This is a genomic window from Nonomuraea sp. NPDC003560, from assembly GCF_042878785.1.
Lineage (GTDB): Bacteria > Actinomycetota > Actinomycetes > Streptosporangiales > Streptosporangiaceae > Nonomuraea.
Genome location: NZ_JBIAOF010000009.1, coordinates 57,678 through 83,626, shown reverse-complemented (window position 1 = coordinate 83,626; position 25,949 = coordinate 57,678). Strand labels below are relative to the sequence as shown.

General features: G+C 73.0%; 26 protein-coding genes. 14 read left to right on the top strand and 12 right to left on the bottom strand.

Going from position 1 to position 25,949, the window contains the following annotated elements; all coding sequences use genetic code 11:
- Positions 1-69: 69 nt before the first annotated feature.
- The 3 genes from ACFYUV_RS31560 to ACFYUV_RS31550 form a co-directional block, all read right to left on the bottom strand.
- Positions 70-576 carry a pyridoxamine 5'-phosphate oxidase family protein gene (locus tag ACFYUV_RS31560; protein ID WP_387674599.1) on the bottom strand — a complete coding sequence of 169 codons (507 nt, stop codon included), beginning with the start codon at positions 574-576 and terminating at the stop codon, positions 70-72.
- 149 nt (positions 577-725) lie between these two features.
- Positions 726-2,195, bottom strand: a complete 1,470-nt coding sequence (gene rox, locus ACFYUV_RS31555) for a rifampin monooxygenase (RefSeq protein ID WP_387674597.1) — start codon at positions 2,193-2,195, stop codon at positions 726-728.
- A 215-nt stretch (positions 2,196-2,410) separates the two neighbouring features.
- Entirely contained in the window at positions 2,411-3,385 is a 975-nt protein-coding gene (locus tag ACFYUV_RS31550) for a helix-turn-helix transcriptional regulator (protein WP_387674594.1), read from the bottom strand.
- A gap of 103 nt (positions 3,386-3,488) precedes the next feature.
- Here ACFYUV_RS31550 and ACFYUV_RS31545 point away from each other — a divergent pair, with 103 nt between their 5' ends.
- The 3 genes from ACFYUV_RS31545 (at position 3,489) to ACFYUV_RS31535 (ending at position 5,997) form a co-directional block, all read left to right on the top strand.
- Complete coding sequence (locus ACFYUV_RS31545) at positions 3,489-3,884, top strand: RidA family protein (protein ID WP_387675576.1); 396 nt, start codon at positions 3,489-3,491, stop codon at positions 3,882-3,884.
- A 111-nt stretch (positions 3,885-3,995) separates the two neighbouring features.
- The gene (locus tag ACFYUV_RS31540) at positions 3,996-5,219 is read left to right on the top strand and encodes an FAD-dependent monooxygenase (protein ID WP_387674591.1); all 1,224 of its coding nucleotides are present in this window, start codon (positions 3,996-3,998) and stop codon (positions 5,217-5,219) included.
- Positions 5,220-5,262: 43 nt separating this feature from the next.
- Positions 5,263-5,997, top strand: coding sequence for a TetR/AcrR family transcriptional regulator (locus ACFYUV_RS31535; RefSeq protein WP_387674588.1), 735 nt, complete (start codon positions 5,263-5,265; stop codon positions 5,995-5,997).
- Positions 5,998-6,024: 27 nt separating this feature from the next.
- On the opposite strand, the gene ACFYUV_RS31530 is transcribed toward ACFYUV_RS31535, so the two are convergent.
- A complete protein-coding gene (locus ACFYUV_RS31530) occupies positions 6,025-6,498 on the bottom strand; it encodes a carboxymuconolactone decarboxylase family protein (protein WP_387674585.1) in 474 nt (157 codons plus the stop codon).
- A 99-nt stretch (positions 6,499-6,597) separates the two neighbouring features.
- Positions 6,598-7,197, bottom strand: a complete 600-nt coding sequence (locus ACFYUV_RS31525; protein ID WP_387674582.1) for a CGNR zinc finger domain-containing protein — start codon at positions 7,195-7,197, stop codon at positions 6,598-6,600.
- 86 nt (positions 7,198-7,283) lie between these two features.
- Here ACFYUV_RS31525 and ACFYUV_RS31520 point away from each other — a divergent pair, with 86 nt between their 5' ends.
- Together ACFYUV_RS31520 and ACFYUV_RS31515 are read left to right on the top strand one after the other, a co-directional pair.
- Positions 7,284-8,072 (top strand): MBL fold metallo-hydrolase, encoded by a 789-nt coding sequence (locus tag ACFYUV_RS31520; protein WP_387674579.1) that lies wholly within the window; start codon positions 7,284-7,286, stop codon positions 8,070-8,072.
- A 59-nt stretch (positions 8,073-8,131) separates the two neighbouring features.
- Complete coding sequence (locus tag ACFYUV_RS31515; RefSeq protein WP_387674576.1) at positions 8,132-9,388, top strand: MFS transporter; 1,257 nt, start codon at positions 8,132-8,134, stop codon at positions 9,386-9,388.
- 4 nt (positions 9,389-9,392) lie between these two features.
- Here the strand turns inward: ACFYUV_RS31515 and ACFYUV_RS31510 are convergent, their stop codons facing one another.
- On the bottom strand, positions 9,393-10,883 hold the full coding sequence (locus tag ACFYUV_RS31510) for an FAD-dependent monooxygenase (protein ID WP_387674573.1): 1,491 nt from the start codon (positions 10,881-10,883) through the stop codon (positions 9,393-9,395).
- 387 nt (positions 10,884-11,270) lie between these two features.
- Between ACFYUV_RS31510 and ACFYUV_RS31505 the strand changes: the two genes are divergently transcribed.
- Entirely contained in the window at positions 11,271-11,792 is a 522-nt protein-coding gene (locus ACFYUV_RS31505) for a hypothetical protein (RefSeq protein WP_387674570.1), read from the top strand.
- Here the strand turns inward: ACFYUV_RS31505 and ACFYUV_RS31500 are convergent.
- The gene (locus tag ACFYUV_RS31500; RefSeq protein ID WP_387674567.1) at positions 11,789-12,370 is read right to left on the bottom strand and encodes a TetR family transcriptional regulator; all 582 of its coding nucleotides are present in this window, start codon (positions 12,368-12,370) and stop codon (positions 11,789-11,791) included. The genes ACFYUV_RS31505 and ACFYUV_RS31500 overlap by 4 nt on opposite strands.
- A 115-nt stretch (positions 12,371-12,485) precedes the next feature.
- On the opposite strand from ACFYUV_RS31500, the gene ACFYUV_RS31495 reads away from it, so the two are divergent.
- The 4 genes from ACFYUV_RS31495 to ACFYUV_RS31480 all read left to right on the top strand — a co-directional run bounded on the left by ACFYUV_RS31495 (position 12,486) and on the right by ACFYUV_RS31480 (position 16,246).
- Positions 12,486-13,448, top strand: coding sequence for a VOC family protein (locus tag ACFYUV_RS31495; RefSeq protein ID WP_387674564.1), 963 nt, complete (start codon positions 12,486-12,488; stop codon positions 13,446-13,448).
- Between the two features lie 222 nt (positions 13,449-13,670).
- Positions 13,671-14,747, top strand: a complete 1,077-nt coding sequence (gene rsgA, locus ACFYUV_RS31490) for a ribosome small subunit-dependent GTPase A (protein ID WP_387674561.1) — start codon at positions 13,671-13,673, stop codon at positions 14,745-14,747.
- An 89-nt stretch (positions 14,748-14,836) separates the two neighbouring features.
- The gene (locus ACFYUV_RS31485) at positions 14,837-15,349 is read left to right on the top strand and encodes a GNAT family N-acetyltransferase (protein ID WP_387675573.1); all 513 of its coding nucleotides are present in this window, start codon (positions 14,837-14,839) and stop codon (positions 15,347-15,349) included.
- A 153-nt stretch (positions 15,350-15,502) separates the two neighbouring features.
- Positions 15,503-16,246 (top strand): glucose 1-dehydrogenase, encoded by a 744-nt coding sequence (locus ACFYUV_RS31480; RefSeq protein ID WP_387674558.1) that lies wholly within the window; start codon positions 15,503-15,505, stop codon positions 16,244-16,246.
- Between the two features lie 35 nt (positions 16,247-16,281).
- Here the strand turns inward: ACFYUV_RS31480 and ACFYUV_RS31475 are convergent, their stop codons facing one another.
- A complete protein-coding gene (locus tag ACFYUV_RS31475) occupies positions 16,282-16,782 on the bottom strand; it encodes a hypothetical protein (RefSeq protein ID WP_387674555.1) in 501 nt (166 codons plus the stop codon).
- A gap of 101 nt (positions 16,783-16,883) precedes the next feature.
- Between ACFYUV_RS31475 and ACFYUV_RS31470 the strand changes: the two genes are divergently transcribed.
- Positions 16,884-18,215 (top strand): tetratricopeptide repeat protein, encoded by a 1,332-nt coding sequence (locus tag ACFYUV_RS31470; protein WP_387674553.1) that lies wholly within the window; start codon positions 16,884-16,886, stop codon positions 18,213-18,215.
- Here the strand turns inward: ACFYUV_RS31470 and ACFYUV_RS31465 are convergent, their stop codons facing one another.
- On the bottom strand, positions 18,216-19,454 hold the full coding sequence (locus ACFYUV_RS31465) for an RNA polymerase sigma factor (RefSeq protein WP_387674550.1): 1,239 nt from the start codon (positions 19,452-19,454) through the stop codon (positions 18,216-18,218).
- On the bottom strand, positions 19,451-19,774 hold the full coding sequence (locus ACFYUV_RS31460; protein WP_387674547.1) for a YciI family protein: 324 nt from the start codon (positions 19,772-19,774) through the stop codon (positions 19,451-19,453). Before ACFYUV_RS31460 ends, ACFYUV_RS31465 begins: the two co-directional genes overlap by 4 nt.
- A gap of 90 nt (positions 19,775-19,864) precedes the next feature.
- On the opposite strand from ACFYUV_RS31460, the gene ACFYUV_RS31455 reads away from it, so the two are divergent.
- The 3 genes from ACFYUV_RS31455 to ACFYUV_RS31445 all read left to right on the top strand — a co-directional run bounded on the left by ACFYUV_RS31455 (position 19,865) and on the right by ACFYUV_RS31445 (position 22,670).
- The gene (locus ACFYUV_RS31455) at positions 19,865-20,848 is read left to right on the top strand and encodes an AraC family transcriptional regulator (RefSeq protein ID WP_387674544.1); all 984 of its coding nucleotides are present in this window, start codon (positions 19,865-19,867) and stop codon (positions 20,846-20,848) included.
- A gap of 98 nt (positions 20,849-20,946) precedes the next feature.
- Positions 20,947-22,170 (top strand): styrene monooxygenase/indole monooxygenase family protein, encoded by a 1,224-nt coding sequence (locus ACFYUV_RS31450; RefSeq protein ID WP_387674541.1) that lies wholly within the window; start codon positions 20,947-20,949, stop codon positions 22,168-22,170.
- Complete coding sequence (locus tag ACFYUV_RS31445) at positions 22,167-22,670, top strand: flavin reductase family protein (RefSeq protein ID WP_387674538.1); 504 nt, start codon at positions 22,167-22,169, stop codon at positions 22,668-22,670. Before ACFYUV_RS31450 ends, ACFYUV_RS31445 begins: the two co-directional genes overlap by 4 nt.
- Here the strand turns inward: ACFYUV_RS31445 and ACFYUV_RS31440 are convergent.
- Together ACFYUV_RS31440 and ACFYUV_RS31435 are read right to left on the bottom strand one after the other, a co-directional pair.
- Positions 22,667-24,394: an ABC transporter ATP-binding protein gene (locus tag ACFYUV_RS31440; protein ID WP_387674536.1), complete on the bottom strand. Its 1,728-nt coding sequence runs from the start codon at positions 24,392-24,394 to the stop codon at positions 22,667-22,669. The two genes, ACFYUV_RS31445 and ACFYUV_RS31440, sit on opposite strands and share 4 nt — an antisense overlap.
- Entirely contained in the window at positions 24,391-25,914 is a 1,524-nt protein-coding gene (locus ACFYUV_RS31435; protein ID WP_387674533.1) for an ABC transporter transmembrane domain-containing protein, read from the bottom strand. Before ACFYUV_RS31435 ends, ACFYUV_RS31440 begins: the two co-directional genes overlap by 4 nt.
- Positions 25,915-25,949 lie beyond the last annotated feature (35 nt).

The window sequence follows — 25,949 nt, the reverse complement described above, 5'->3', positions numbered from 1 at the left end:
CGACGAATAGCGTCTGAGACCTTGTGCCCGGGGCCAAAGCCCCCGGGCCGCCGGTTCGTGCGGGGCCCTCTACCGGGTCGCGGCGCTCTCCCGCTCGGCCCGCTGCCTGATCAGCTCCTCGACCGCGCTCGGCAGGGTCGTCTCGAAGTCGATCAGCTTCACCCACGTCGGGGTGACGATGATCCGGACCATGCCGTCGTAGAGCGAGCGGACCTCGGCCTCCCACTCGACCCGCTGCTCGGCCGTCATCTCGTACGAGCCGTTCATCTGGAGGAACTCCTCCGGGATGCCGTCCACGACGTCCAGTTCTGCGCGGCCGCGGATCAGCAGGATCTTGGGCGGGTGCACCTCGGTGTCGATCGTCAGGGCGACCATGGGGTTCGCGCGAAGGGACGCCAGCTTGGGGGCGTTCTTCGTGGTGCACATGACGATCTCGGAACCGTTCCAGGTGAACGAGATCGGGATGTTGCGCGGCGTGCCGTCCTTGGCGACGTACGCCAGCCGGGTCAGGTCGCGGGCCAGTAGCTCCTGGCTGATCGGCCGGTTCAGGATCTCGGTGATCTCGTTCGTCCGCATGGTCGTCCCTTCGGGGTCGTCTTCGTGTTCCGCCCCTGGGACGGAGCCGCCGGAGGGTTCTCGACATCCGCCGGCGAACAATTTCTCGGCGCCGGCCGCTGCCCGGTGACCGGACCAGACCGCCGGTCACCGGGTTCATGGCGGGGACGTCAGCCGACGGGCGTGCCGAACCAGCGGGACAGGTGGCCGTCCAGGTCCCGCTGGTCGTCGCCGATCCAGGCGACGTGGCCGTCCGGACGCAGCAGGACGCACGGGACGTCGAGGGCCGCGGTGGGATCCGCGAGGTGGTCGACCCGGTCCGACCAGCCGCCGGGGGTCAGGCGTTCGGTGCGGTCCAGCAGCAGGCCGCGGCCGCGGCGCAGCAGGTCGTAGAGGCGGCCCTGTTTCACGTCGATGTCGCGCAGGCGGCGGCCGACCAGGTCGGGGCCCTCGCCGAAGTCGTAGCGGACGCCGATCGCGGTGATCTTCTCGATCAGGTGGCGGTTCACCTCGTCGAAGTCCATCAGCTCGGCGAGCAGCCTGCGCACGGCCCGGGGGCCCGGTTCGGCGGACAGCAGCTCCGTCTGGGCGCGGGTGTTGTCCAGCACGTCCGCCGCGACCGGCCGGCGTTCGGCCTGGTAGGTGTCCAGCAGCGGGTCCGGCGCCCAGCCGCGGATCCGCGCGGCCAGCTTCCAGCCGAGGTTGACGGCGTCCTGAACGCCCAGGTTCAGGCCCTGTCCGCCGATGGGCGGGTGGATGTGCGCCGCGTCGCCGGCCAGCAGCACCCGCCCGACCCGGTACCGCTCGGCCAGGCGGGTGGCGTCCCCGAAGCGGGACAACCAGCGCGGGGAGTGCACGCCGAAGTCGGTTCCGGCGACGGCGCGCAGCTGTCGCCTGAAGTCGTCGAGGGTGGGCGGTTCCGCACGGTCGCCGGCCTCGGCCGCGGGCACGACGACGCCGTAGATCCCCTGGCCGAAGGGCCGGAGCCAGAACGGCTGGGGCTTCTCGCGCATCCCGGCCACCGTGGCGGCCACCGTGGCGGCGATCTCCTCCTGCGGTACGCCCGCCTCCATCTCGCCCATCAGCGTCCCGTTCCGCGAGGGTTCGCCCGGGAAGCCGACGCCGAGCAGTTTGCGCACCGTGCTGCGCCCGCCGTCGCAGCCGACGAGATAGCGGGCGCGCACCCGTTCCCCGTCGGCCAGTTCGACGGTCACGCCCTCGTCGTCCTGGTCGAGACCGGTCACCTCGTGACCGCGCCGGACGTGCGCGCCCAGGTCGAGCGCGTGCTCTTCGAGCAGCCGCTCGATGACCGGCTGCGGGATGCCCACCATGTAGGCGTGCGCGGAATCCAGGCCCTTGGGCGCGGGCTTGTCGATGGCGGCGAAGAAACCGGCGGCCGGACGCTGTCGTCCGTGCTGGAGCACACGCTCCAGCAGGCCGCGCATCGCCATCAGTTCGAGGCTGCGAACGTGCAGACCGACGATGCGGACGAACGACTTGGGCTCGGTCTCCTTCTCCAGGACGAGGACCCGTACGTCGTGCAGTCGCAGTTCGGCGGCGAGCATCGCGCCGGTCGGCCCGCACCCGGCGATGACCACGTCGTGGTCGAGGGGCGCTGCGGTGGGCTGCGGAGAATGCATGGTTGTTGCCTTTCGGGAGTGCCTGCTGGCGCGGCGCTCCCGGCGACACCTGCCTCAGTCGCCGACCGTGACCCCTGAGGGGAGCACCCATGTCGTTGCTGTGTCCACGGGTACCACCTCCTCGATCTCTCGCACGGCCACCGGCAAACTAGCAGCGGCCCCCGCGGCCCGCCAACAGGTTTTCAGGCAGGCTCCGCGCGGCAGGCGGCCGGTTCTCAGGACGGCGCCCGGTAGCGGGTGGCGAGCGCGGTCGCGCGGGTGTGCAGGGAGTCGCGCAACCACTGCGGGGACAGGGCCTCGGCGTCCGTGCCGAGCTGCCACAACGCCCAGACGGCGTGCCTGTCGTCCTGAAACGTCACCTCCAGCCGCAGCAGGCCGTCGGCGTCGGCCTCCTCGGCGAGGACGGCCAGCGCGGTGCCCAGCAGTTCCTCCCGCCGCCTCGGGGCCATCCGCACCAGCACGGTGACCTGGTCGCCGCCGGTGCGGAACCGGGTGCTGCGCTCCTGCCAGGCCCGGTCCAGGTCGACCCGGTCGGGCCGCTGCGCGGGTTCGGGAAGCGCCCTGGCGGCCTGGACGCGCGACAGCCGGTAGGTGCGGTCGGCCCCGGACCTCGTGGCCAGCAGGTAGCCCCGGTCGCGGATGGTGACCAGGCCGATCGGGTCGACCGTCCGCCACTCGGGCGCCCCGCCGAAGGGCGCGTAGTGGATCTCCAGCTTGCGTCCGGCGAAGACCGCGCGCAGGACCTCGGCCGCCACGGCGTCGGGCACCTCCTCGGCGGCCAGCCGGCGGGACAGCAGGTCGGTCTCCGGGTCGATGAGCAGCCGCTCGGCCGCGCCGGCCGCGGTGTCCCGGTAGCTGTCGGGGAGCGCGTCGACCACCTTGAGCATCGCCGAGGCGAGCGCCGAGCCGAGGCCGAACGCCTGCGCGCCGCGCCGCGACCCGGCGACGAGCAGGGCGAGCGCCTCGTCGGGGTTGAGGCCGGTGAGCTCGGTCCGGAAGCCGGGCAGCAACGCGAAACCGCCGTGCCGGCCGCGTTCGGCATAGACCGGGACGCCCGCCGCGGACAGCGCCTCGATGTCGCGCAGCACCGTGCGGGTGGACACCTCCAGCTCGCGGGCGAGGGTGGTCGCCGACAGCCGTCCGTGCTGCCGCAGCAGCAGCACCAGGGAGACCAGCCGGTCGGCACGCATGCGAAAACCCTATCGAGATACACGACACAGGATGTCGTGATTCGTTGGGAGGCTGATCACCATGACGTCGAAGAACGTGACATCGAACGGAGCTGACATGACACTGGAACGAACGGCGATCAACCCGGTCACCTGGTCGGTCGAGATGGGGTTCAACCAGGGCGAGCTGGTCTCCGGGCAGACCCGCACCCTGTACTGCTCCGGGCAGACCGCGATGGGCGACGACGGCACGCCCCGGCATGGCGGCGACCTGGCGGCGCAGCTGGCGTTGAGCCTCGACAACCTGGAGGCCGTCCTGGGGAAGGCCGGCATGTCGTTGACGGACCTCGTCCGGCTCAACGTCTACACCACGGACGTGGATCTGCTCTTCCAGCACTACGGTGTGCTGGCGGCGAGGCTGGGGGCCGCCGGGGCGGCGCCGGCCACCACGATGCTCGGCGTGACGAGGCTGGCGATGCCCACCTTGATGGTCGAGCTGGAGGGCACCGCGGTCGCCTGACGCGCCCGCGCCGGGCTCCTCCCGGGCCCGCTCGTGCGAACTGACCAACAGAACCATTTTGGTCAGTTCGTTCGCTAGCATGCTCGGGGAAGCTCATGAAAGGAGTGCGCCATGACGCATGCGGGCAGGACGACCGGCCGGGCGCTGGTGGTCGGGCTGGGGATCGCCGGCATCGCCACCGCGTTGCGGTTGCGCCAGATCGGCTGGGAGCCGGTGGTGGTGGAACGGGCGCCTGCCCGCCGCTCCGGCGGTTACTTCATCATGCTGTTCGGCGCCGGCGTCGCCTCGGCCGGGCGGTTGGGCGTGCTGGAGGCCATCGGCGACCGCAGCGGCCCCCATGTCACCAGCTACGAGGTGGACCGGGCGGGGCGCCGGCGTCCCGGGATGAACCCGTCCCTCCTCCCCGGCGGGCCCCGGCCGCTGCTGCGCGGCGACGTGGAGCGCGGCCTGTTCGCGGCGCTGCCGGACGACGTGGAGATCCGCTACTCCACCGTCCCCGCCCGCATCACCCAGGACGACGCGGCGGCGGAGGTGACGCTGCACGACACCACGTCCGGCGCCACCGTGACCGAGCGCTTCGACCTGGTGATCGGCACGGACGGCCTGCGCTCGACGGTGCGCCGGCTCGTCTTCGGCCCCGACGAGGAGTACCTGCACCCGATGGACTACATGGTCGGCGCCACCGTGCTGGACGGCCCGGTCGACGGCTTCGGCCTGCACGAGGGGCTGGTCCTGGCCGAGCCGGGCCGCTCGGTGTGGGCCTTCCCGTTCGCCGACCACGCCCCGAGCGTGCTGTTCTCCTACCGCACCGCCGACGCCGACGCCGAGTTCCGCCGCCCGCCAGTCGCCTCCATCCGCGCCGCCTTCGGCCCCGAGCCCACCGGTCCCCTGCTGGAGGGGCTGCTGACCCGCTACGAGCAGGCCCCCGACGCGCTGTTCGACTCGGTGCAGCAGGTCAGGATGCCGCGCTGGCGCCGTGGCCGGGTCGTCCTGGTCGGCGACGCCGCCTGGTGCGTCACCCTGTACGCGGGCATGGGCGCCTCCAGCGGCATGGCGGGCGGCGAGCTGCTGGGCACCATGCTGCAACGCCACCCCGGCGACCTGCCCGGGGCGTTGCGGGCCTGGGAGACGCGGATGCGGCCGTTCGTCCGCCTGCAGCAGGAGAGCGCGCTGCCCGGACGGCGCATCTTCACCCCGCACGACCGTAAGGAGCAGTTGCTGAGAGCTGGGATGATGCGCCTGATGCGCATGCCGGGCGTCGGCAGGGCCATGGGCAGGAGAATGCTCAACAACAAGGACATGCGGGCCAAGAACCTCGACGTCGCCGCCCTCTGACGCACAACCGAACATCCTGCCCCACGACCCGGAGGACAGCGCAGTGAGCCGCCTGATCGAACACCACTCGCACAAGGCCGCCCGCATTCTGGACAGCGCGCGCGAGCTGGTGGCCGACCACGGCGTGCGGAAGGTCACCGTCAGCGAGATCGCCGCGGCGGCCGGCGTCGGCAAGGGCACCGTCTACCTGTACTGGCCCACCAAGGAGGACCTCGTCCTCGGCCTGTTCGCCCGGGAACTGCTGGCCTTCCTGGAGGCGGTCATCGCCCGCATCACCGCCGACCCCGCCGCCGTGCTGCCGCGCCACCTGGCTCCGCTGCTGATCCGCACCGCGCTGAGCTCCCCGCTGGCCCGCCGCCTCGCCACCAAGGACGCCGACCTGGTGCGGCTGCTCACCGAGCAGACGGGCGACCGCGACCTGTTCGACCGCACCCGGCCCAGCGCGATGTGCCAGGCGGTCATGCCGGTCCTGCGCCGGCACGGGCTGCTGCGCCAGGACCGCCCGCTGGCCGACCAGTCGTACGCCATGCACGCCCTGCTCACCGGCTTCGGCACCGCCATGTCCGTCCCGGACTCCGCGCCGCCCAGCGCCGGCGACCCCGCGGACGTCCTCGCCGACGCCGTGGCCCTGCTGCTCGAACCGGCGATCGTCCCCGCCGGCCAGGCCGTCACCGCGGCCGCCGCCGACACCGCCGCCGCCTTCCGCGAGACGAGGAACGCCGTCCTGGACATCATCGACCGCACCCAGACCGCCGACGACGCCCCCGGCCGGCGGTAGCGGGCGCGGGGACGTCGCCGGGGTCGTTCAGCGGGCGGCGGGCCGGTAGGCGCCGCCGCGCTGCCGGTTGATGACGGCGAAGCGGTTGGTGGCGTTGATGAGCGCGATGAACGCCACCAGCGCGGCGAGCTGGTCGTCGTCGTAGTGCTCGGCGGCGTTCGCCCACGCCTCGTCGGTGATGCCGCCGGCGCCGTCGGCGATGCGGGTGCCCTGCTCGGTCAGCTCCAGGGCGGCCCGCTCGGCGTCGGTGAACACCGTCGACCCGCGCCACGTGGCCACCAGGTTCAGGCGCGTGAGGGTCTCACCGGCGTGCGCGGCGTTCGTGCCGTGGACGTCGGTGGCGTAGCCGTCGCCGTTGATCTGGCTCGCGCGCAGCATCACCAGGTTCTGGGTCGTGGCCGGCAACGCCGACTCCTGGATGAGCACCGGGGCCGCTGCGCCGTAGTGTCCCAGGGCCTTGGCGACGACCGGGCTGCCGAAGAGGTTGAGGCGGGTTTCCATGATGTGCTCCTTGCTTCTCAGTGGTTCGACCAAGAGATGCCGGAGACCCGCGTCCTGTGACAGCCGAACATGTGACGTGCGCCACACCGGAGCGGGCGGTCAGCCGGGAGTGGGCTGGGTGCGCCGGGCGTAGGCGCGGGCGGCGCGGGCGCGGTCGCCGCACCGCGTGGAGCACCAGTGGCGGCGGCCGTGCCGCAGCAGGTAGCGGTTGCAGGGCGGAGATCCGCAGCTGGTGAGGCGTTCGGCGTCGGGGCCGGTGAGCAGGTCGGCCGTGTCGGCGGCCAGGGTCGCGAGGGCGCGGTCGAGGATCTCGTTGGTGGGGCACGGCGTCACGCGGTAGGGGCCGTTCTTGTCGTCCCAGTACAGCAGGGCGGCGGTGGGGGCCTTGCTCAGCGCGTCGTTGACGGCGGACAGGGCCGCGGGCAGGACGGGCAGCCCCGCGACCCGCGCGCTGAACAACGCCCTGACGTGCTCGCGCAGCGAGCGCAGTTGCGTCGCGCACATCTCCTGCACCCCGGCGTCGGCCGGCGCGAGGCCGCGCTCGGCGAGCCAGCGATTCGTCGCCGCCGGGGTGCCGAGCAGGTCGACGAACTGCCCGCCGGGCAGCGCGATGGCGCTGTTGACGAAGTCGAGGGCGAGGTGGTCCTCCGCCCCCGGCGCGGGCGGCAGCACGGACTCGGCGGTCGGCGTCTCGCTCATGTGTCTCATGGTACGGCTTGCGCTCGTCCGTGAGACACCGTTACCGTCATCACGGATAAACCGCTTCCCATCCGTGAGGAATTCGCATGGCCAACTTTGGCGCGCCCATCGAGCAGATCCCCGTCCGCGTCCTGGGCGGTCCCACCGCCCTGTTCGAGTACGGCGGCCTGCGCTTCCTGACCGACCCGACCTTCGACGCCCCCGGCGACTACCACGTGCCGGGCGGCCGGCTGACGAAGACGGCTCCCCCGTCCGCCACGCCCGCCGACCTCGGCCGCATCGACGTGGTCCTGCTCTCCCACGACGAGCACCCCGACAACCTGGACCACGCGGGCCGCGCGCTGCTGGCCGACGTCCCGCTCACGCTCACCACGCCCGGGGGCGGGCAGCGGCTGGGCGGCACGGCCAGGGGGCTGGCCGACTGGGAGTCGATCGAGCTGGACCGCCGCGACGGCGGCACGATCACCGTCACCGGCGTGCCCGCCGTGCACGGCCCCGGCCCGCGCGAGGAGGTCGAACCGATCATCGGCCAGGTCGTCGGGTTCGTCCTGACCGGGGAGGGCCTGCCCACGGTCTACGTCAGCGGCGACAACGCCTCGCTGGACGCGGTCCGGCAGATCGCCGACCGGTTCGGCCCGGTGGACACCGCCGTGCTCTTCGCCGGTGGGCCCCGGTTCTCCGTCCTGTTCGACGGGCGGCTGATCGTCCTCGACAGCGCGCAGGCCGTGGCGGCGGCCGGGATCCTGGGCGCCCGCCGGGTGGTGCCCGTGCACTACGACAGCTGGGCCCACTTCACCGAGGGCCGCGACGACCTGGTGGCCGCCTTCACCGCCGGCGGCCTGCTCGACCGCCTGGACCTGGGCGACCGGGCCTGACCACGCCTGCGGGCCTGCGCCACGCCGTCGATGCACCCCCTCTTCGAAAGAGCTCTCTCGTGACGACCAACGTGCCCGTCCGGGCAGCCGACGTCCCGCGCGTCGAGGCGCAGCGCCGCTCCCTGATCGTCCTGGTCATCGCCCAGGTCCTCAGCGGCGTCGGGCTGGCGGCCGGCGTGACCGTCGGCGCCCTGCTCGCCCAGGACATGCTCGGCTCCACCGGCCTGGCCGGGCTGCCCAGCGCCGTGGGCACCGCCGGCTCCGCCCTGGCGGCCGTCGCCGTCGGGCGCCTCTCCCAGGCCCGCGGCCGTCGCCCCGGCCTCGCCCTGGGGTATCTCGCCGGCGCCGTCGGCAGCGGCGGCGTCATCGTCGCCGCCGTCGCCGGCCACCCCGGCCTGCTGTTCCTCTCCCTCTTCCTGTACGGCGCCGGCACCGCCACGAACCTCCAGGCCCGCTACGCCGGAGCCGACCTGGCCGCCCCCGCACGCCGGGCGGCCGCGGTGTCCACCGTGCTGGTCGCCACCACCCTGGGCGGCGTGGCAGGGCCCAACCTCGCCGCGCCCACCGGCAGCCTCGCCGCCGTCCTCGGCATCCCGTACCTGGCCGGGCCGTTCCTGCTCGCCGGTGTCGCCTACGCGCTGGCCGCCCTGGTCCTGGCCGTCTGGCTGCGTCCCGACCCGCTCCTGCTGGCCCGCGTACTCGAAGCCGACCCCGCAGCCGCGCCGGAGGACGCCGCCGACCGGCCGCGTCCGGACGCCGCGCGGCGCCGCCCCGGCGTGCCGGCCGGTGCGCTGGTCATGGTGCTCAGCCAGGTCGTCATGGTCGCGATCATGACCATGACGCCGGTCCACATGCACGACAGCGGCTCCGGCGCCGCCGCGTCCGGCCTGGTCATCGCGATCCACATCGGCGCGATGTACCTGCCCTCGCCGCTGACCGGCCGGCTCGTGGACCGCCACGGCCCCCTCGCGGTCGCCGCCGCCTCCGGGCTGGTCCTGCCGGCCGCCGGAACGCTCGCCGCCGTCGCCCCCGACGACTCCGTCGCCGCGTACGCGGTGGCCCTCGCGCTGCTGGGGCTGGGCTGGAACCTCGGCCTCGTCTCCGGCACCGCGATCATCACCGACGCCGTCCCGCCGGCCACCCGGGCCGGGACGCAGGGCTGGGTCGACGTCTCCATCGCGATCGCCGGCGCCGCCGGCGGCATGGCCTCGGGCCTCGTCGTCGCCGTCGCCGGTTACCCGCTCCTCGCCGTCGGCGGCGGTGTTCTGGCGCTGGCCATCGTGCCGGTGGCGGTCAAGGCCGCGCGCGACCGGTGATCGTTCAGGGACGTTCACCGGCGGGAGCGCCCGCCCACCGCGTCAGGGCGTCGGTGAGGCCGGAGACGTCGGTGACGGAACCGGCCCAGCAGACGTAGCCGTCGGGCCGTACCAGGACGGCGTCCGCCCCGAGCTCCGCCTGCGCGTGCACCCGGCCGATCCTGGCCGACCACGGCCCGGCTGCCCGCGCGAACGCCGCCTCGTCGGCGGTCGTCAGCAGCAGGCCGCGGCCGTCGCGCAGCAGCCGCGCCACCCGCTCGGGCCCGGACGACGTCACCAGGTCGAGGTCGGGGACGCGGCGTCCCAGCAGGTGATGGCGGCGGCCGGGCAGGTCGTAGCGGACGTCCAGCCCGGAGATCATGCCGGCGACGATCCGGTTGGCCTCGGGCACCCGGACGAGCTGCTCGACGATGTCGCGCAGGGCCAGGTTCTCCTCCTCGGGCACGATCAGCACCGCCTGCGCCCGGGTGTTGGCCAGCACGCGCGCGCCGACCGGATGCCGTTCGGAGTGGTAGCTGTCGAGCAGCCCCTCGTGCGCCCATCCGCCGACCTCGGCCGCCAGCTTCCAGCCCAGGTTGAACGCGTCCTGCAGCCCGAGGTTGAGTCCCTGCCCGCCCATGGGCGAGTGGATGTGCGCGGCGTCCCCGGCGAGCAGGACCCGGCCGTGCCGGTACCGTTCGACCTGCCGCGAGGCGTCGGTGAACCGGGACGCCCACCGGACGCCCGTCAGCCGGACCCCCGGGCCGAACTCGTTGCGCAGCGCCCGCTGCACCTCCTCCTCGGTGATCGGGGTGTCGCGGGACAGCGCCTGCTGCTCGGCCCCGTAGAACAGGAACCGGTGCACGCCATCGCCGATGGGCGCGATGTAGCCCTTGCCGGTCTTGTCGGGCGTCATGACGGGCAGCGTCCAGGTCTCCGGCACGGCGCCGTCCGGGTCGGCGATCGTGATGTCGGCGACCACCGAGAGCAGCCTGCCGTCCAGGCCGGGAAAGCCGACGCCCAGCAGCTCGCGGACGGTGCTGCGGCCGCCGTCGCAGCCCACCAGGTAACGCGCGGTGACCCGCGACCCGCCGCCCGCGGGCCCGAGCAGGGTCGCCTCGACCCCGTCGGCGTCCTGCGACAGCGCGGTCACCTCGTGCCCGCGCAGGACCTGGACGCCCAGCTCGCCGAGCCGCTCCTCCAGCAGCGCCTCGACGCGCCCTTGGGGGATGCCGATCGAGTACGGATGCCGGGTGTCCCAGGCGGTGTAGTCCAGTCGGAGCCCGGCGAAATGCCCGCCGGGCACCCGCTGGATCGCCCGGTCCATGAGGGGTTCGAGGAGACCGCGTAACTCCAGCGCCTCCGCGGAGCGGGGCTGGATGCCGAGCGCCTTGGACTGCCCGCTGCGCCGGGGAAGCCGTTCGACGACCACCGCCGCCACCCCTGCCAGGCCCAGCTCTGCGGCGAGCATGAGCCCGGTCGGCCCGGCTCCGACGACGATCACATCGACGTTCATCACGGATGCTCCGTTCGACAGGGATCGGCGATGAGGCCGCCGACCGCTGCGCCGACGCTAACGGCGAGGGTGCCGGTTCCCGCAACGATAGTCACCGCACCGATGACCGAGATTCGCACCTTCTGCGACGATCTATAATTTCGACTGATATCGAACAAGAGGCCCCCGGCGGCGCGTGGCGGCACGTCTGGCCGTCGCTGGGCCTGTTCACCCTCGCCCGGCACAGCTCGCTGCCCGGCCGCATGATGCCGACTCCCCCTGGCGACGGCTACCCGGACGCCCCCCACGTCGTCTCCTACTTCACCGACTACGAGCGGCGTTACCGCCTGCCGATCGTCCGGCCCGCCGCGGTGCGACCGCGGTCCCGAGCCCTTCCGTGGCCGCCGGGTGCTGGTCGTCGGCGGCGGCGACTCCGCCGCGCAGATCCTCGCCGACCTGTCGCGGGTCACCGAGGTCGCCTGGGCGACGTCGCGCCCGCCCCGGCTGATGCCCGACGAGCTGGACGGCCGCGCCGTGTTCGCCCTGACCGCCCGCCGCTACCGGGCCGTCCTGGCCGGACGGGACCCCGGTGACATCCCCGACCTGGGCGACATCATCGCCGTCCCGCCCGTGCGCGAGGCCCGTGACCGGGGTGTGCTCAAGGCCGAGCCCATGTTCACCCGGATCACCCCCGACGGGGTGACGTGGTCCGACGGCAGCGCGGCGGCCTTCGACGCCATCGTGTGGGGCACCGGTTTCCGTCCCGCTCTCCACCACCTGGCCCCGCTGCGGCTGCACGGCCCCGGCGGCGTGATCGCCACCGAGGGCACCCGCGTCCTGGCCGAGCCCCGCCTGCACCTGCACGGCTACGGCGACTGGACCGGCCCCGCCTCCGACACCCTCATCGGCGCCGGCCACAAGCCGATCTAGGCGCGGTTCAGGCCGGCTTCCAGGTGCGCCAGCGCTGTGTCGATCTCAGCCGGGCCGTCCAGGCCGGGATCGTGGGCCCACTGCATCCAGACCATGGCCACGATGCCGAAGACCGCGCCGACCGCGTCGCGTACGCGCGGGTCGTCAGGAGCACAGCCGGACTTGTCCGCCACGAGCCGGCGGACCTCTGCGATCAGGCCGGGACTCCTGCGCACGTTGGCGGCCAGCAGTTCAGGCACGGTGACCGCGAACACCTCCCGGGCGCGCCCGGCGGCGATCTCCTCCGGCGACAGGGACGCGAAGGCGGCGCGGAAGGCACCCCGCAGCAGGGGGACGGGGGCGCTCGGCGGCTGCGCGGCCAACGCCTCGGTGAGAGGCGGGAAGCGGTCGAGGACGACCAGATGCTCCTTGGTCGGGAAGTAGCGGAAGAAGGTGGCCGGAGAGACTTCGGCGGCCTCGGCGATCATTTCGGTGGTGGTGGCGTGGTAGCCCCGCTCACGAAAGAGCCTGAACGCCTCGCGCAGGATCGTCTCCCGTGTCCTGGCCTTCTTGCGCTCGCGCAGCCCGCCCTCTCCCATGCGGGACACTCTACCGAAGCAATACTGATAGATCACTATCAAACCATAGTGTACTCTCAAAAACTCCGATCAGGGGAACACGCCCCCAGGACCGCACGCATGGAGGCTCTTCACCATGGGCGACGACATCACCGGCCTGCACCACGTGGGCCACATCGTGCACGACATGACCCAGGCCATGAACACCTACCGCCGACTCGGCTTCACCGTCGCCGCACCCACCTACCCCATGCTGCCGCGGGTCGCCGGAGGAGCCGCCGAGCCGTTCGGCGTGGCCAACGCGCACGTGCAGTTCCCGCGCAACTTCATCGAGCTGGTGGCCGTGATCGACGACGCCGGCCACCTGCCCGGCGAGGCCCGGCCGATCCCGCTGCGGGTGCCCGACGACAGGCTGCCCGGACTTCTGGCCGCCGTCGGCGCCACCACCGCCAACATCGCGTCGTTCCTGCAGCGGTTCCAGGGCCTGCACATCATGATCGCCGACACGCCCGACATCGACGTCATCGCCGCGGGACTGACCGCGGCCGGCGTCGACCATGCCGGCGTGCACGCCGTGCAGCGCCCCGTCGAGACCCGCACCGGCACCACGATGGAACCGGTCCGATACCTGGAGATCTCCGCCCCCGGCCTGCCCGCCGGGCGCGTGCCGGAAGGCAGGATCGGATTCGCCGAGAACGCGCCGGCCCGACCGGGCGGCGTCCAGCCGCACACCGTCCACCCCAACGGCGCCACCGGGCTGGTCGAATGCGTGCTGTGCGTCGCCGACGAGGCGCTCCCCGCGCTGATGCGGCGTTATGCCACCTACTTCGGGCAGGCGCGCGACGGTCGGCCGCACGTCTTCGACCGGGCGGACGTCACCGTCGTCACCGCCTCGGCGCTCGGCGACCTGCTGCCTGGTGAGCAGCCCGCGGCCCTGCCCGCGTTCGTCGCCTGCACGGTGTCGGTGCGGGACATCACCGCCACGCGACAGCACCTGCGCGGCAACGAGGTGCCCGTACGCGTGACCGGCCGCCAGGAGATCTTCGTGCCCGCCGAGGCCGCGTCGGGCACCGCGATCATCTTCCGCCAGGAGGAGTGAGCCCCGGTGTCCGGACAGCTGCTAGGCTGCCGTTCGTCCGGTACTGGATCTGTGTGGAAGGGAGGTGAGGTTCGATGACCGCGGTGAAGACCGCTGCCCCGTGCAGCGCCCGGACCGACCTCACGTCCCGGGCCCCGGTCTGACCCACTTCCTCTCCCTGCATGAATCAGGCGGGGTGACGTCCACGTCTCGTCGGGGCCCCTTCTCCGCAAGGGTCTCACGTTGTCACACACGTACACCGATCCATCCGGCCTGTCCCGGTACGGGTGGACCAGCACACTCGACCGAACCTTCACCGAACACTACGAAGCGGGCCTCGTCCCGGCCCGGATCTCCCGGGTCGACCGCGGCCTGTGCACGGCGGTCACCGCCGAGGGCCCGGCGCGGGCCACGTTCGCCGCGCCGCACCCGCCCGACCCGCTCCTGACGCCGTGCACCGGCGACTGGGCCGCGCTGCGCCCCGGCGCCGAGCCGCAGCTGGTGGCGCTGCTGCCGCGGCACAGCGCGATCGTGCGTTCGTCGGCGTCCAGGTCCTCCCATGGACAGGTGCTGGCCGCCAACGTCGACACGGTGCTCATCGCCCTGTCCCTGGCCACGCCCCTGGACGCGGCCAAGCTGGAACGGCTGCTCGCCCTGGCCTGGGAGAGCGGGGCGCAGCCGGTGATCGTCCTGACCAAGGCGGACCTGGCCCACGACGCCGGGGCCGTCCACGACGAGGTCGAGGCGCTGGCGCCCGGCGTGGACGTCCTCGTCACCAGCGTCGCCACCGGTCGCGACATCGACGTGCTGGCCGCGCTGGTGCGCGGCACCACCGTGCTGCTCGGCCCCTCGGGCGCGGGCAAGTCCAGCCTCGGCAACGCGCTGCTCGGCGCGGACCTGCTGGCCACCGGCACGGTGCGGGCGCAGGACGGCAAGGGCCGCCACACCACCGTTCGCCGCGAGCTGCTGCCCCTGCCGGGCGGCGGGGTCCTCATCGACACGCCCGGCCTGCGCGGGATCAGCCTGCACGACGCCGCCGAAGGCCTGGAGCAGGTCTTCGCCGAGATCGAAGAGCTCGCCGCGTTCTGCCGTTTCGCCGACTGCGCCCACGACACCGAGCCGGGATGCGCGGTCCAGGCCGCCATCCAGTCGGGTGAGCTGTCCGGACGCCGCCTGCGCAGCTACCGGAAGCTGCAACGGGAGAACGCCTGGGCGGCCTCGCGGACCGACGCCCGGCTGCGCGACGAGCGCGTCAACCACAAGAAGGCCATCACCGGTCACCTGCGCGCCACCTACAGGTTCCGGGACCGGCAGTCATGACCGGCCGCATCCCCCGCCCGTCCGTTCCGTCCCCCACGAACACCGGCCAGGTCCCGCATCCGCAGAAGGACAAGGAGACGAACCCGATCATGACCTCTACCTGGATCACCCGTCCCGAGAACGCCGCCGACGCCGCAGCCGTCCGCGAGATCAACCTCTCGGCCTTCCCCGGCCCGCACGAGGCCGACCTCGTCGAGGCGCTGCGGGCCGACCCGCAGGCGTGGCTGCCCGGCCTGGCCTGGCTGGCCGAGGCTCCCGGCGGCGAGCTCGCCGGATACGCGCTGCTCACCCGCTGCCACGTCGGCGACTCCCCCGCCGTCGCGTTGGGCCCGTGCGCCGTGCGGCCCGGACGCCAGCGACAGGGGGCGGGTTCCGCCGCCATCCGCGCCGCCCTGCGCGCGGCCCGTGAGCAGGGCGAGAACCTGGTGGTCGTGCTCGGTCACGCCGAGTACTACCCGCGGTTCGGCTTCACGCCGGCCTCCGGCTTCGGCATCCGGCCGCCATTCGAGGTCGAGGACAAGTACATGATGGCGCTCGCCCTCGACCCCGAGCGGCCGGTCCCGAACGGCGTCATCCGCTACGCGGCGGCGTTCGGCGTCTGATCCCCCGCTTCTGACGGCCCTCAGCACCGCTGGGGGCCGTACGGCCGGGCAGGCCGGAATTCTCTCCCGCGCGGACGTCGAGACCGGCGCCGCCGCTCCGACTTCGCTGTGACCGGCTCCCATCAGGGGAGCCGCCTACGGCGAGGAGTCGACATGGGGACGCTGGAGAACAAGAACGCACTGGTGACCGGCGGATCGCGGGGCATCGGGCGGGCGATCGTGGAGCGGCTGGCCCGCGAGGGCGCGGCGGTGCTGTTCACCTACCACCGCGACCGGGCGGCGGCCGAGGCGGTGGTGGCCGAGGTGACGGCCTTCGGCGGGCGGGCGATCGCCGTACGGGCGGACCAGGGGCGCATGGAGGACCTCAAGCACCTCTTCGGCGAGGTCGACCGGTGCCTGGGCGGTCTGGACGTGGTGGTCAACAACGCGGCGATCAACCCGATGGGAGACATCCGCGACGCCGTCGAGAGCGACTTCGACGAGGTGATGGCGGTCAACACCAAGGGCCCGTTCTTCGTCATGCAGGCCGCCGCGGAAAGGCTCGGTGACGGCGGACGGATCGTCAACATCTCCTCCAGCGGCGCGGTGGCGGGCCTGGCCCTGTACTTCGCCAGCAAGGCGGCGCTGGAGTCGATCACCGCGGTCGCGGCCCGCGAGTTCGGCCCCAGGGGCATCACGGTCAACAGCGTCTCCCCCGGCGCCACCGACACGGACATGATGCGCGCCGCCGCCGGTGAGCACCTGGAGCAGGCCATCGAGCACACCGTGGCCCTGACGCCGCTGCAACGGCTGGGACGTCCGGAGGACATCGCCAACGTCGTCGCCTTCCTGGCCGGGCCCGACGCCCAATGGATCACCGGCCAGAACCTGCGCGTCTCCGGCGGCCTGGTGATCTGACCGGCGGCGGCGAGCCGTTCCGCCGGGGCGTCGCGTCAAGCAGTGGGTTCCAGGGACTCGTCGAACGGTTCCAGAGGGCGGGCGCCGAGCACGCAGCCGGCCGGCACGTACGGCAGGCACGCCTGCACACCGGCGACCTCCTCCTCGCCGATCGACCAGTCCATGGCGGCCGGGCCCGCGCCCAGCAGGACCGCCTCCATGAAGTCGTTCCAGCGTCCGTACGAGCTGAGCAGGACCAGGTCGTCCGGCACGTCCAGGTCCAGGACGACGTAACGGGCGTACTCCTCCTCGGTCTGCGGGCAGAGCAGGGCCTCGGCGGTCACGGCCACCGTGGCGTCGCGGGTGTCCGGGCCGGGCCACGCCCACACCGGCGGACGGCCCCGGCAGTCGAGGCCCCGCCTGGCCATCTCCCCCACCATCGCCTCGTACACCGGCCGGTACGACGGGATCGACAGGCGGGCCCAGTCGCCGGCCAGTTCGCCGCCGGTCTCCAGCGTGGCCAGGACCGCCCGGTGCTGCACCGTCCACAAACGCATCCGACGATTGTGGCAGGACCGGCCGCCGCGACCGGGTGTATCGCGGGCGTATCGAAAAACGCATATTTCACGGCAACAGCCGTCCCCCTTGACTGGGAGGCATGGAAAGGGAGAAGGCTTCGGCCGATGACGGGAGATGGGACCGGCGCTCGTTGTTCCGGGGGGCCGCCGTGCTGGCCGGCGCCGCCGCGACGGCGCCGCTGCTGGACGGGGCGGCCACGGCGCTGGCCGACGGCGGCGACGCCGACGCGCTGTTCAAGGCCGGGAAGTTCGAGCAGGCCGGCCGCGCGTACGAGGAGATCCTGAAGAAGGACCCCGGGAACCTGCACGCGGCCCGCCGGCGCGGCCATGTCGCGCTGCTGTCCAACCGGTTCCCCGAGGCCGAGAAATACCTCAAGACGGCCGTCCGCCTGGCGCCCGGCGACAAGGAGGCCAACGAGCTCCTGGGCGACTGCTACATCCGGCAGGACAAGTTCGCCCTCTCCGTTCCGTGCTGGAAGGCGGCCGGCGCGGAGGACTACGCCAAGTGGTTCGCGGCGATCAGCGGGGAGGCGTACCAGATCAAGGGCGACGTCGGCCGGGTGCGGTTCCTGCAGATGGACCCGCGGCCGCTGGTGGAGGCCTCGGTCAACGGCGGACCGGCGAAGCGCTTCACGTTCTACACCGGCGCCCCGAACCTGAGCCTGACCGCGTCGGCGGCCAAGGAGGCGGGGCTGAAGGCCGTCGTCAGCCAGAAGACCGACTTCGAGGGCACGCCCATCTGGGTGCACTACGGGATGCTGGACTCCTTCAGGCTGGGCGGCATCGAACTGCGCAACGTCCCCGTCGGCTGGTCGTCGACGGAGTCCGGCGCCGACGTCGGCACCGACGGCGACGGCCTGATCGGCACGTGGGTCTTCTACCACCTGCTGACCACGTTCGACTACGCGGGCCGGCACCTCATCCTGCGCCGCCGCACCCCCGAGACGGCCAGGGAGGCACGCGCCGCCGCCGCGCGGGCGGGCGCCGAGCCGCTGCCGATGTGGTTGTCCCGTGACCACGACGTGCACAGCGTGGGCAGCATCGCGGGGTCCGGCCCGCGGGTGGTGGGCGTGAACCTCGGCGGGGTCGGCGAGATCGCCGCGGGCATGCCAGGAGAGGTGGCCAGACGTCTGGGGGTCCGGGTCGACCTCGACCGCCCGATCGAGACGTTCGCCCACAGCCACCCGACCGTCACCCACCCCTGCTATCCGGAGGAGATCCGGCTCGGCGACGCGGTCGCCCAGCGGGTCTACTGCGAGGCGGACCCGAACATGCCGGTCAACGTGCCCTGGCCCTACGGGTCGGGCTTCGACGGGATCGGCCACTTCGCCCACTGCTTCTTCAAGCCCTACAACCTCACCCTCGACTTCACCGACATGAAGCTCTACATCGCCCGCGGCAAGGCCGCCTGATCACCCGGGCCGCAGCCGGTCGCGGCGGCGGGTCAGCGAGGCGGTTTCGGCGGTGTTGCCGGCCAGGTCGATGGCCCTGTCGTAGGCGGCGCGCGCCTCCTGGCCGCGGCCCAGCCGGCGCAGCAGGTCGGCGCGGGTGGCGTGGTAGGCGTGGTACCCGGCCAGCCTGTCCCCGAGGGGGTCGACGGCCGCCAGCGCCACCTCGGGCCCGTCGAGCTCGGCGACCGCGACGGCCCGGTTGAGCGCGACGATCGGCGAGGGGTCCACGCGGACGAGCTGGTCGTACAGGGCGAGGACCTGCGACCAGTCGGTGTCGCGCATGTCGCGGGCGGAGGTGTGCACGGCGTTGATCGCCGCGAGGATCTGGTAGCGGCCCGGCGCCACCCCGGCGGCGGCCGCGGCCAAACGCTCGCGCACCAGCCGGTGGCCCTCGGCGATCAGCGCCGCGTCCCAGGCCCCGCGGTCCTGCTCGTCGAGCGCGACCAGCTCGCCGCCGGCCGAGACCCGGGCGGGGCGGCGGGCCTCGATGAGCAGCATCAGCGCCAGCAGCCCGGTCACCTCGCCGTCGTCCGGCAGGAGGGCGCGGATCAGGCGGGTGAGCCGGATCGCCTCGGCGGTCAGCTCGTGCCGTACGGGATCGGTGCCGGAGCCGGTGGCCAGGTAGCCCTCGTTGAAGACCAGGAACAGCACGGCGAGCACGCCGGAGACGCGCGCCGGGAGATCCTCGGCGGACGGCACCCGGTAGGGGATGCGCGCCGCCTTGATCTTGGCCTTCGCGCGGGTGATCCGCTGCCCCACGGCGCTCTCCTGGGCCAGGAAGGCGCGGGCGATCTCGGGCATGGTCAGGCCGGCGACCAGGCGCAGCGTCAGCGCCACGCGGGCCTCCATCGCCAGCGCCGGATGACAACAGGTGAAGATCAGCCGGAGCCGGTCGTCGTCGATGGCGCCGGCAGGCTCGGGTGGGGCGTCGTGGGACATCTGAGCCTTCCTGTGCTTGTCGTCGCGCTTGCTCTCGCGCCGGATCCGGTCGATGGCCTTGCGGTTGGCGGTGGTGGTCAGCCAGGCGCCCGGGTTGGGCGGCACGCCGTCGGCCGGCCACCGCTCGACGGCGGTCGCGAACGCCTCGGCGGCCGCCTCCTCGGCGATGTCGAGGTCACCGAAGCGCCTGGTCAGGGCGGCGACCACCCGCGCCCACTCCTCGTGGTGGGCCCGGGCGACCGCCTCGCGGACGTCGGTCACAGGAACGGTCGCACCTCGACCTTCCGGTTGCAGTGCTTCGACCCGTCGGCGGCGAGCCGGAGCGCCACGTCGAGGTCGGGGGCCTCGATGATCCAGAAGCCGGCGAGGTACTCCTTGGACTCCAGAAAGGGCCCGTCGGTGACCATCGCCTCCGCGCCCCGGTTGTCGATGACGGTGGCCGTGGCGGGCGCGGCGAGGCCGCCGGCGAAGACCCAGTGGCCCTGGGTCCGGAGGCGCTCGTTGAACACGTCGATCGCCGCGTGCTCCTCCGGGGTGGCCGAATTGGTCCTGTCGTCGATCACTGAGATCAGGTATTGCATGTGCAGATCGTCTCCAATGGGTCAAGGCGGCGGATCTCTTGTACGTACTTTTACCTGGAACGCCGAGGGCGGGACGCCCGATCATCTGGTGTGCTCCTCAGCAACCGTGCCGTCTTCGCCAGCTCCGACCTCGACGAGGTCCGCGGCGAGGTCGCCAAGGTGTTCTGCCCGCACCGGCTGGACCTGGCCGGGGACGCGGACCTGCTGTCGGCCCGGTTCAACTCCGTGCAGCTCGGCGCGGTCCGCGTCAGTTACCTCGACTACGGGGCCGACGTGCACATCGAGCCGGGCGACCTCGACACGTTCTTCCTGGTCATGATCCCGCTCGCCGGACGCAGCCTGATCCGCGCCGGAGACGAGGAGGTCGTCTCCTCCCCGTCCCTGGCCTCGCTGCCCTCGCCGACCCGGCACCTCGACATGCGCTGGGCCGCCGGCTGCCCGCAGTTGCTGGTCAAGTTCGAGCGCACGGCGATCGAACGCGCGCTGGAGCAGATGCTCGGCGAGCCGCTGGACGGCCCGGTCGTCTTCGACCTCGGCATGGACCTGACGACCGGCTGGACCCGCTCCTGGCGCGACATGGCCGACCTGCTGGTCAGGGAGGCCGAGCGGGACGACGGGCTGGCCGGCCACCCGCTGGCCGTCGCCCATCTGGAGAACGCCCTGATCACCCTGCTGCTGACCATGCAGCCCTCCAACTACCTGGACCGGCTGACCGCTCCCAGGCCGCCCGCGCTGCCGAAGGTGGTGCGCCGGGCGATGGAGTTCATCGAAGGGCACGCCCACCTGCCGCTGAGCACCACGGACATCGCCGGCGCCGTCGCCGTCAGCAGCCGCTCCCTGCAGGAGGGATTCCGCGCGCATCTCGGGCTCTCCCCGATGGCCCACCTCAGGCAGGTGCGGCTGACGCGCGTGCACGACGAGCTCAGGACGGCCGACCCGGCCAGGGCCACGGTGACCACGGTGGCCGCCCGATGGGGATTCCTGCACCAGGGACGGTTCGCCGCCCAGTACCGCGAGAGGTACGGGCAGCCGCCGTCGGAGACGTTGCGCAGAGGTCCCGCGTCAGGTGGATGAGATCCGCGCTCAGCGGATGGCACGCGCGCACGCGCCGCCCGTACCGTTCTTGTCAGGCGCCGATCAGATCCTCCACACCACACCAGAAGGACACCACCATGCGCGACATCCTCATCGTCGGCGCCGGCCAGGCCGGTCTCCACCTGGCCATCGGCCTGCTCCAGCACGGCTACGACGTGACCGTGGTCTCCAACCGCACCCCCGAGTCCATCCGCGACGGCCGGGTGATGTCCGGCCAGGCCATGTTCGGCACCGCGCAGGCCCACGAGCGCGAGCTCGGCCTCGACTGGTGGGCCGACGTCTGCCCGCCCATCGAGGGCATCGCGCTCACGGTCCCGAGCCCGGAGGGCGGCAAGGCCCTCGACTGGGCGGCGCGGCTGGACGTCCCCGCCCGCTCGGTCGATCAGCGGCTGAAGATGCCGGCCTGGCTGGGCGAGTTCGAGCGGCTCGGCGGCAAGCTCGTCCTGCACGACGCCACCCCCGACGACCTGGAGAGCTACGCGGCCCGGTACGACCTGGTCCTGGTCGCCGCGGGCAAGGGCCAGATCGCTTCCCTCTTCGAACGCGACCCCGCCCGCTCCCCCTACGCCACCCCGCAGCGCGCGCTGGCCGTCACCTACGTCAACGGCCTCGCCCCGCGCCCTGGTCACTCGGCGGTCTGCTTCAACCTGCTGCCCGGCGTGGGCGAGTACTTCGTCTTCCCCGCGCTCACGCACACCGGCCCCTGCGAGATCATGGTGTTCGAGGGCGTCCCGGACGGCCCCATGGACTGCTGGGGCGACGTCCGCGGCCCCGCCGAGCACCTGGCCCGCAGCCGCCGGATCCTGGAGACCTTCTTCCCGTGGGAGGCCGAGCGCTGCGCCGGCATCGAGCTCACCGACGCCAACGCGGTGCTGACCGGCCGCTTCGCCCCCACCGTCCGGCGTCCGGTGGCCGTGCTGCCCTCCGGCGCGCCGGTGCTCGGCGTCGCCGACGTCGTGGTGCTCAACGACCCGATCACCGGGCAGGGCAGCAACAACGCCGCCAAGTGCGCCGCCACCTACCTGCGGGCCATCGTGGAACGCGGCGACCGGCCGTTCGACGCCGACTGGATGCGGCAGACCTTCGACCTGTTCTGGACGCAGGCCCAGCACGTCACGAACTGGACCAACGCCCTGCTCGCGCCGGCCGAGCCGCACCACCTGGCGCTGCTGGGCGCCGCCGGTCAGCGCCCGGAGATCGCCTCCCGCTTCGTCAACGGCTTCGACGACCCGGCCGACTACGCCGAGTGGTTCATGGACGCCGGCCGTGCCGAGACCTATCTGGGCAGGGTGACGGCATGAGATCGCTCCGTGACGCCTTCGGGCAGTTCGCGACCGGGGTGGCGGTGATCACGACGGTGACCGCCGACGGGGAGCGGGCCGGCGTGACCGTCAACTCCCTCACCTCGGTCTCGCTCGATCCGGCGCTGCTGCTGTGGTGCCTGTCGAACCGGGCGCCCAGCGCGCCGCTCTTCCTGCGGGCCGGGCGGTTCGCCGTCAACGTCCTGGCCGCCGACCAGGGCCACCTGTCCAGCCGCTTCGCCACCCCCGCGGCCGACAAGTTCGCCGGGGTGGAGCTGCTCGGCACGCCGCTGCCGATCCTCGCCGGGACGCTGGCCAGCTTCGTCTGCCGCACCGAGCGCGTCCACGACGGGGGCGACCATCACATCCTCGTCGGAGCGGTGGAACGCTTCCAGCGGGCCGGGGGCGAGCCGCTCGTCTTCCACTCCGGCCGGTACCGGGAGTTCTGGCCCGAGATGAGCGTCGACGAGGGCTGGCACGCCCGGCAGGCCGCCCGCTAAGTGCGCGAGCCGTGCCAGGAGTTCCACAACCCCTGATAGACCCCGCCGGCCGCGACCAGCTCGTCGTGCGCGCCGACCTCCACGACGCGGCCACCCTCCATCACCACCACCCGATCCGCGTCCCGTGCCGTGTGCAGCCGGTGCGCGATCGCGATCACCGTGCGTCCGTCCAGCACCGCCGCCAGCGACCGTTCGGCGCGCCGGGCCGTACGCGGGTCGAGCATGGCGGTGGCCTCGTCGAGGATGACGGTGTGCGGGTCGGCCAGGATGACCCGGGCCAGGGCGAGCTGCTGCACCCGGTCGGGGCCGAGTTCGCCGCCGGAGGAATGCGGGCCGAGCTCGTCGTCCAGCGAGGCCACCCAGTCGGCGCCGACCGCCGCGAGGGCCTTCTCCATCCGGTTGTCGTCGGCCGTGGGGTCGGCCAGCCGGAGGTTGTCGCGGACGGTGCCGAGGAACAGGTGCTGCTCCTGGGTGACCAGCACGACGTGCTTGCGCAGCTGGGCGGGAGACAGGTCGGCGACCGGGACCGAGCCGACGGTGACCGTGCCGAGGCGGGGCCGGTCGATGCCGGCCAGCAGCTTGCCGAGCGTGGACTTGCCGGCTCCCGAGGGGCCGACGACGGCCAGGCGCTCGCCGGGCCGCACGGTCAGGTCCACGCCGGTGACGACGTCGCCGGTCGATTCGTAGGCGAAGTGCACGCCGGCCGCCACGATGTGGTCGTCCTGGGGTTCGGGGGCGACCACGTCGGTCTGCGCCGCCGGGGGCCGGAGCCCTTCGATCCGGGCGAAGGCGGCGCCGCTGCTCTGCAGCTGTTCCATCCACATGAGGACGGTCTCGATGGGCTGCTGGAGCTGGCGCAGGTAGAGCACGCACGAGACGACGGCGCCGAGGGTGACCTGGCCGCCGTCCAGCAGCATGCCGCCGAGCAGCAGGACCAGCACCGGCGGGAGGAGGGCGGAGACCTCCACCGACGGCCAGAGGACACCGCGCAGGAAGAGGGTGCGCAGTTGGGCCACCCGGCCGCGCTCGATCACCCGCTCGGCGGCGCGGGTGCGCCGGTCCTGCAGGCCGAGGGCTTCGATCGTGCGGGCGCCGGCGGCGCCCGCGGCCAGGTGTTCGGCCAGTTCCGAGCGGGCGGCGCCCTCCTCCAGGTAGGCGTCGCGGGCGCGGCGCAGGTACCAGCGGGAGGCGGCCGCGACGCCGGCGAGCGCGACCAGGCCGCAGGCTCCCAGCAGCGGGTCGACCAGGAAGACGGCCGCGACGAGGAAGAGCGCCTGCAGGGAGGAGATCAGCACGGCCGGGGCGGCGTTGCGCAGGGTGTACCCGACCACGCTGACGTCCGTGGTGCCGCGGGCGGTCAGGTCTCCGGTGCGGACGTGCTCGACGGTGGCGGCGGGCAGGGCGAGCACGCGGTCGAGGAACTCCTGCCGGATGTGCTCCTGGACGCGCTCGCTGAAGCGGGTGCCGGTCCGCTCGGCGTATCGGGACAGGACGAGCTGCAGCAGCGCCCCGCCCACGGCGACCGCGGCGAGCAGGTCGATCGTCCCGCCGGCGGAGATGGTGTCGATGATGCGGCCCAGCAGCCACGGGCTGACCAGGGCCGCGGCCGCCGCCAGGCCGTTGAGGAGCAGGGTGGCGGTGAACCCGGGGACGTCGCGGCGGATCAGGCGCAGGGCCGCCTGCCGTACGTGCCTGCGGTCGGCGACGGGGAGGTCGCGGGTCACGACACCACCGTCCGGTACGCGTCGCTTGATTCCAGCAGGTCGCGGTGGGTGCCGGTGGCGGCCACCCGGCCGTCCTCGATCAGGAGGACTTCGTCGGCCTGGGCGAGCAGCAGCGGCGACGTGGTGGCGACGACCGTCGTGCGGCCGGCGCGCGCCGCACGAAGGCGCTGGGCGAGCAGGGATTCGGTGTGCGCGTCCAGCGCGGAGGTGGGGTCCGCCGCGAGCAGCAGCTCGGGATCGGCCACCAGCGCCCTGGCCAGGCGCACCCGCTGGCGCTGGCCGCCCGACAGGTTGCGGCCGCCCGGCTCGATCACGGAGTCCAGGCCGTGGCGCAGCCCGGCGACCACGTCCTGGGCGGCGGCGACGGCGACCGCGCGACGGATGGTCTCGTCGTCGGCCTCGCCCCGGCCCTGCAGGACCTCGCGCAGCGTACCGGTGAACAGCGCGGCGTCGTGGTCGGCGATCAACGACGTGCCGTCGAACCCGCCGAGGCTCTCCAGCAGCGCCACGCTCTCCTCGGGACGGGCGCTGACCAGCCCCACGAAGCTGCCCGGCGTGATCTCCGGTTCGGTGGAGCGGGGCCGGTCGCCGGGCCGCAGCGCGAGGAAGCGGGTGACCCGCCGGGCGGAGACCAGGCCGTGGGTGATCTGGAAGCTGCCCTCGATGAAGAAGGACACCGGGACCACCAGCATGGCGATGTATCCGTACACGCCGACCAGCTCGCCCACCGTGATCGTGCCTTCGGCGGCCAGCCTGGCGCCGAGCCAGGTCACCGCGGCCAGGAACAGCGCCGGCAGCCCGACGCCCAGCGCGCCGATCCAGCTCGTCAGCGACGCCACCCGATACCCCTGCTCGCGCAGGCGCGCCGAGTCGGCGAGGTGACGCTCGGCGTAGGCGCCCTTGCCGCCGAACGCGTTGAGCACCCGCAGCCCCTCGATCAGGTCCACCAGCCGGGCGGTCAGCCTGCCCTGGCTCTCGCGGTAGCCGTTCTGCACCTTCATCAACCGCCCGAGCAGCGGCCCCAGCACGATCCCCAGCACCGGCACGCCGAGCAGCACCACCACGGCCAGCACCACGGAGACCTGCAGCAGCAGCGCCGCCACCACCCCGTAGCTGATCACCGCGCCCACCCCGGGGCCGGTCACCGTCAGCGCGGCGGCGATCGTGATGACGTCGCCGATGCCGATCGTCACGACCTCGCCTGCCGAGGTGCGCCTGTTCAGGTCCGCGCCGAGCGTGTTGATCTGCTCCACCAGGGCGCGCACCGTGCGGAAGTTGGCGTCCATCCGGATCTTGGTCATCGTGCGGTGCCGCATCATCGCCAGCCAGGCGTTGACCAGGCCGGCGCCGAGCAGCGCCAGCACCCAGCCGGGCGCCAGGTCGTCGTCGATCGCCCTCGACAGCAGGTACGGCGGGAGCGTGAGGCCCACCGTCCACAGGGTGCCCAGCGTCGCGCCTAAAGCGACCCGGCCCTTCTGCGCCCACGCCAACCAGCACAGATACCGAGCAGCCGCCTTCATGGCGATCACGGTAGACCATGGCCGTACCGGCCGGT

Excerpts from the sequence above, each read along its gene's own strand:
- ACFYUV_RS31525 (WP_387674582.1), bottom strand. The coding sequence starts at position 7,197 with ATGAGCGAGACGCCGACCGCCGAGTCCGTGCTGCCGCCCGCGCCGGGG.
- ACFYUV_RS31540 (WP_387674591.1), top strand. The coding sequence starts at position 3,996 with ATGACGCATGCGGGCAGGACGACCGGCCGGGCGCTGGTGGTCGGGCTG.
- ACFYUV_RS31480 (WP_387674558.1), top strand. The coding sequence starts at position 15,503 with ATGGGGACGCTGGAGAACAAGAACGCACTGGTGACCGGCGGATCGCGG.
- ACFYUV_RS31450 (WP_387674541.1), top strand. The coding sequence starts at position 20,947 with ATGCGCGACATCCTCATCGTCGGCGCCGGCCAGGCCGGTCTCCACCTG.
- ACFYUV_RS31460 (WP_387674547.1), bottom strand. The coding sequence starts at position 19,774 with ATGCAATACCTGATCTCAGTGATCGACGACAGGACCAATTCGGCCACC.
- ACFYUV_RS31485 (WP_387675573.1), top strand. The coding sequence starts at position 14,837 with ATGACCTCTACCTGGATCACCCGTCCCGAGAACGCCGCCGACGCCGCA.
- ACFYUV_RS31550 (WP_387674594.1), bottom strand. The coding sequence starts at position 3,385 with ATGCGTGCCGACCGGCTGGTCTCCCTGGTGCTGCTGCTGCGGCAGCAC.
- ACFYUV_RS31560 (WP_387674599.1), bottom strand. The coding sequence starts at position 576 with ATGCGGACGAACGAGATCACCGAGATCCTGAACCGGCCGATCAGCCAG.
- ACFYUV_RS31435 (WP_387674533.1), bottom strand. The coding sequence starts at position 25,914 with ATGAAGGCGGCTGCTCGGTATCTGTGCTGGTTGGCGTGGGCGCAGAAG.
- ACFYUV_RS31495 (WP_387674564.1), top strand. The coding sequence starts at position 12,486 with ATGGGCGACGACATCACCGGCCTGCACCACGTGGGCCACATCGTGCAC.
- rox (WP_387674597.1), bottom strand. The coding sequence starts at position 2,195 with ATGCATTCTCCGCAGCCCACCGCAGCGCCCCTCGACCACGACGTGGTC.
- ACFYUV_RS31475 (WP_387674555.1), bottom strand. The coding sequence starts at position 16,782 with ATGCGTTTGTGGACGGTGCAGCACCGGGCGGTCCTGGCCACGCTGGAG.
- ACFYUV_RS31530 (WP_387674585.1), bottom strand. The coding sequence starts at position 6,498 with ATGGAAACCCGCCTCAACCTCTTCGGCAGCCCGGTCGTCGCCAAGGCC.
- ACFYUV_RS31510 (WP_387674573.1), bottom strand. The coding sequence starts at position 10,883 with ATGAACGTCGATGTGATCGTCGTCGGAGCCGGGCCGACCGGGCTCATG.
- ACFYUV_RS31520 (WP_387674579.1), top strand. The coding sequence starts at position 7,284 with ATGGCCAACTTTGGCGCGCCCATCGAGCAGATCCCCGTCCGCGTCCTG.
- ACFYUV_RS31445 (WP_387674538.1), top strand. The coding sequence starts at position 22,167 with ATGAGATCGCTCCGTGACGCCTTCGGGCAGTTCGCGACCGGGGTGGCG.
- ACFYUV_RS31500 (WP_387674567.1), bottom strand. The coding sequence starts at position 12,370 with ATGGGAGAGGGCGGGCTGCGCGAGCGCAAGAAGGCCAGGACACGGGAG.
- ACFYUV_RS31470 (WP_387674553.1), top strand. The coding sequence starts at position 16,884 with ATGGAAAGGGAGAAGGCTTCGGCCGATGACGGGAGATGGGACCGGCGC.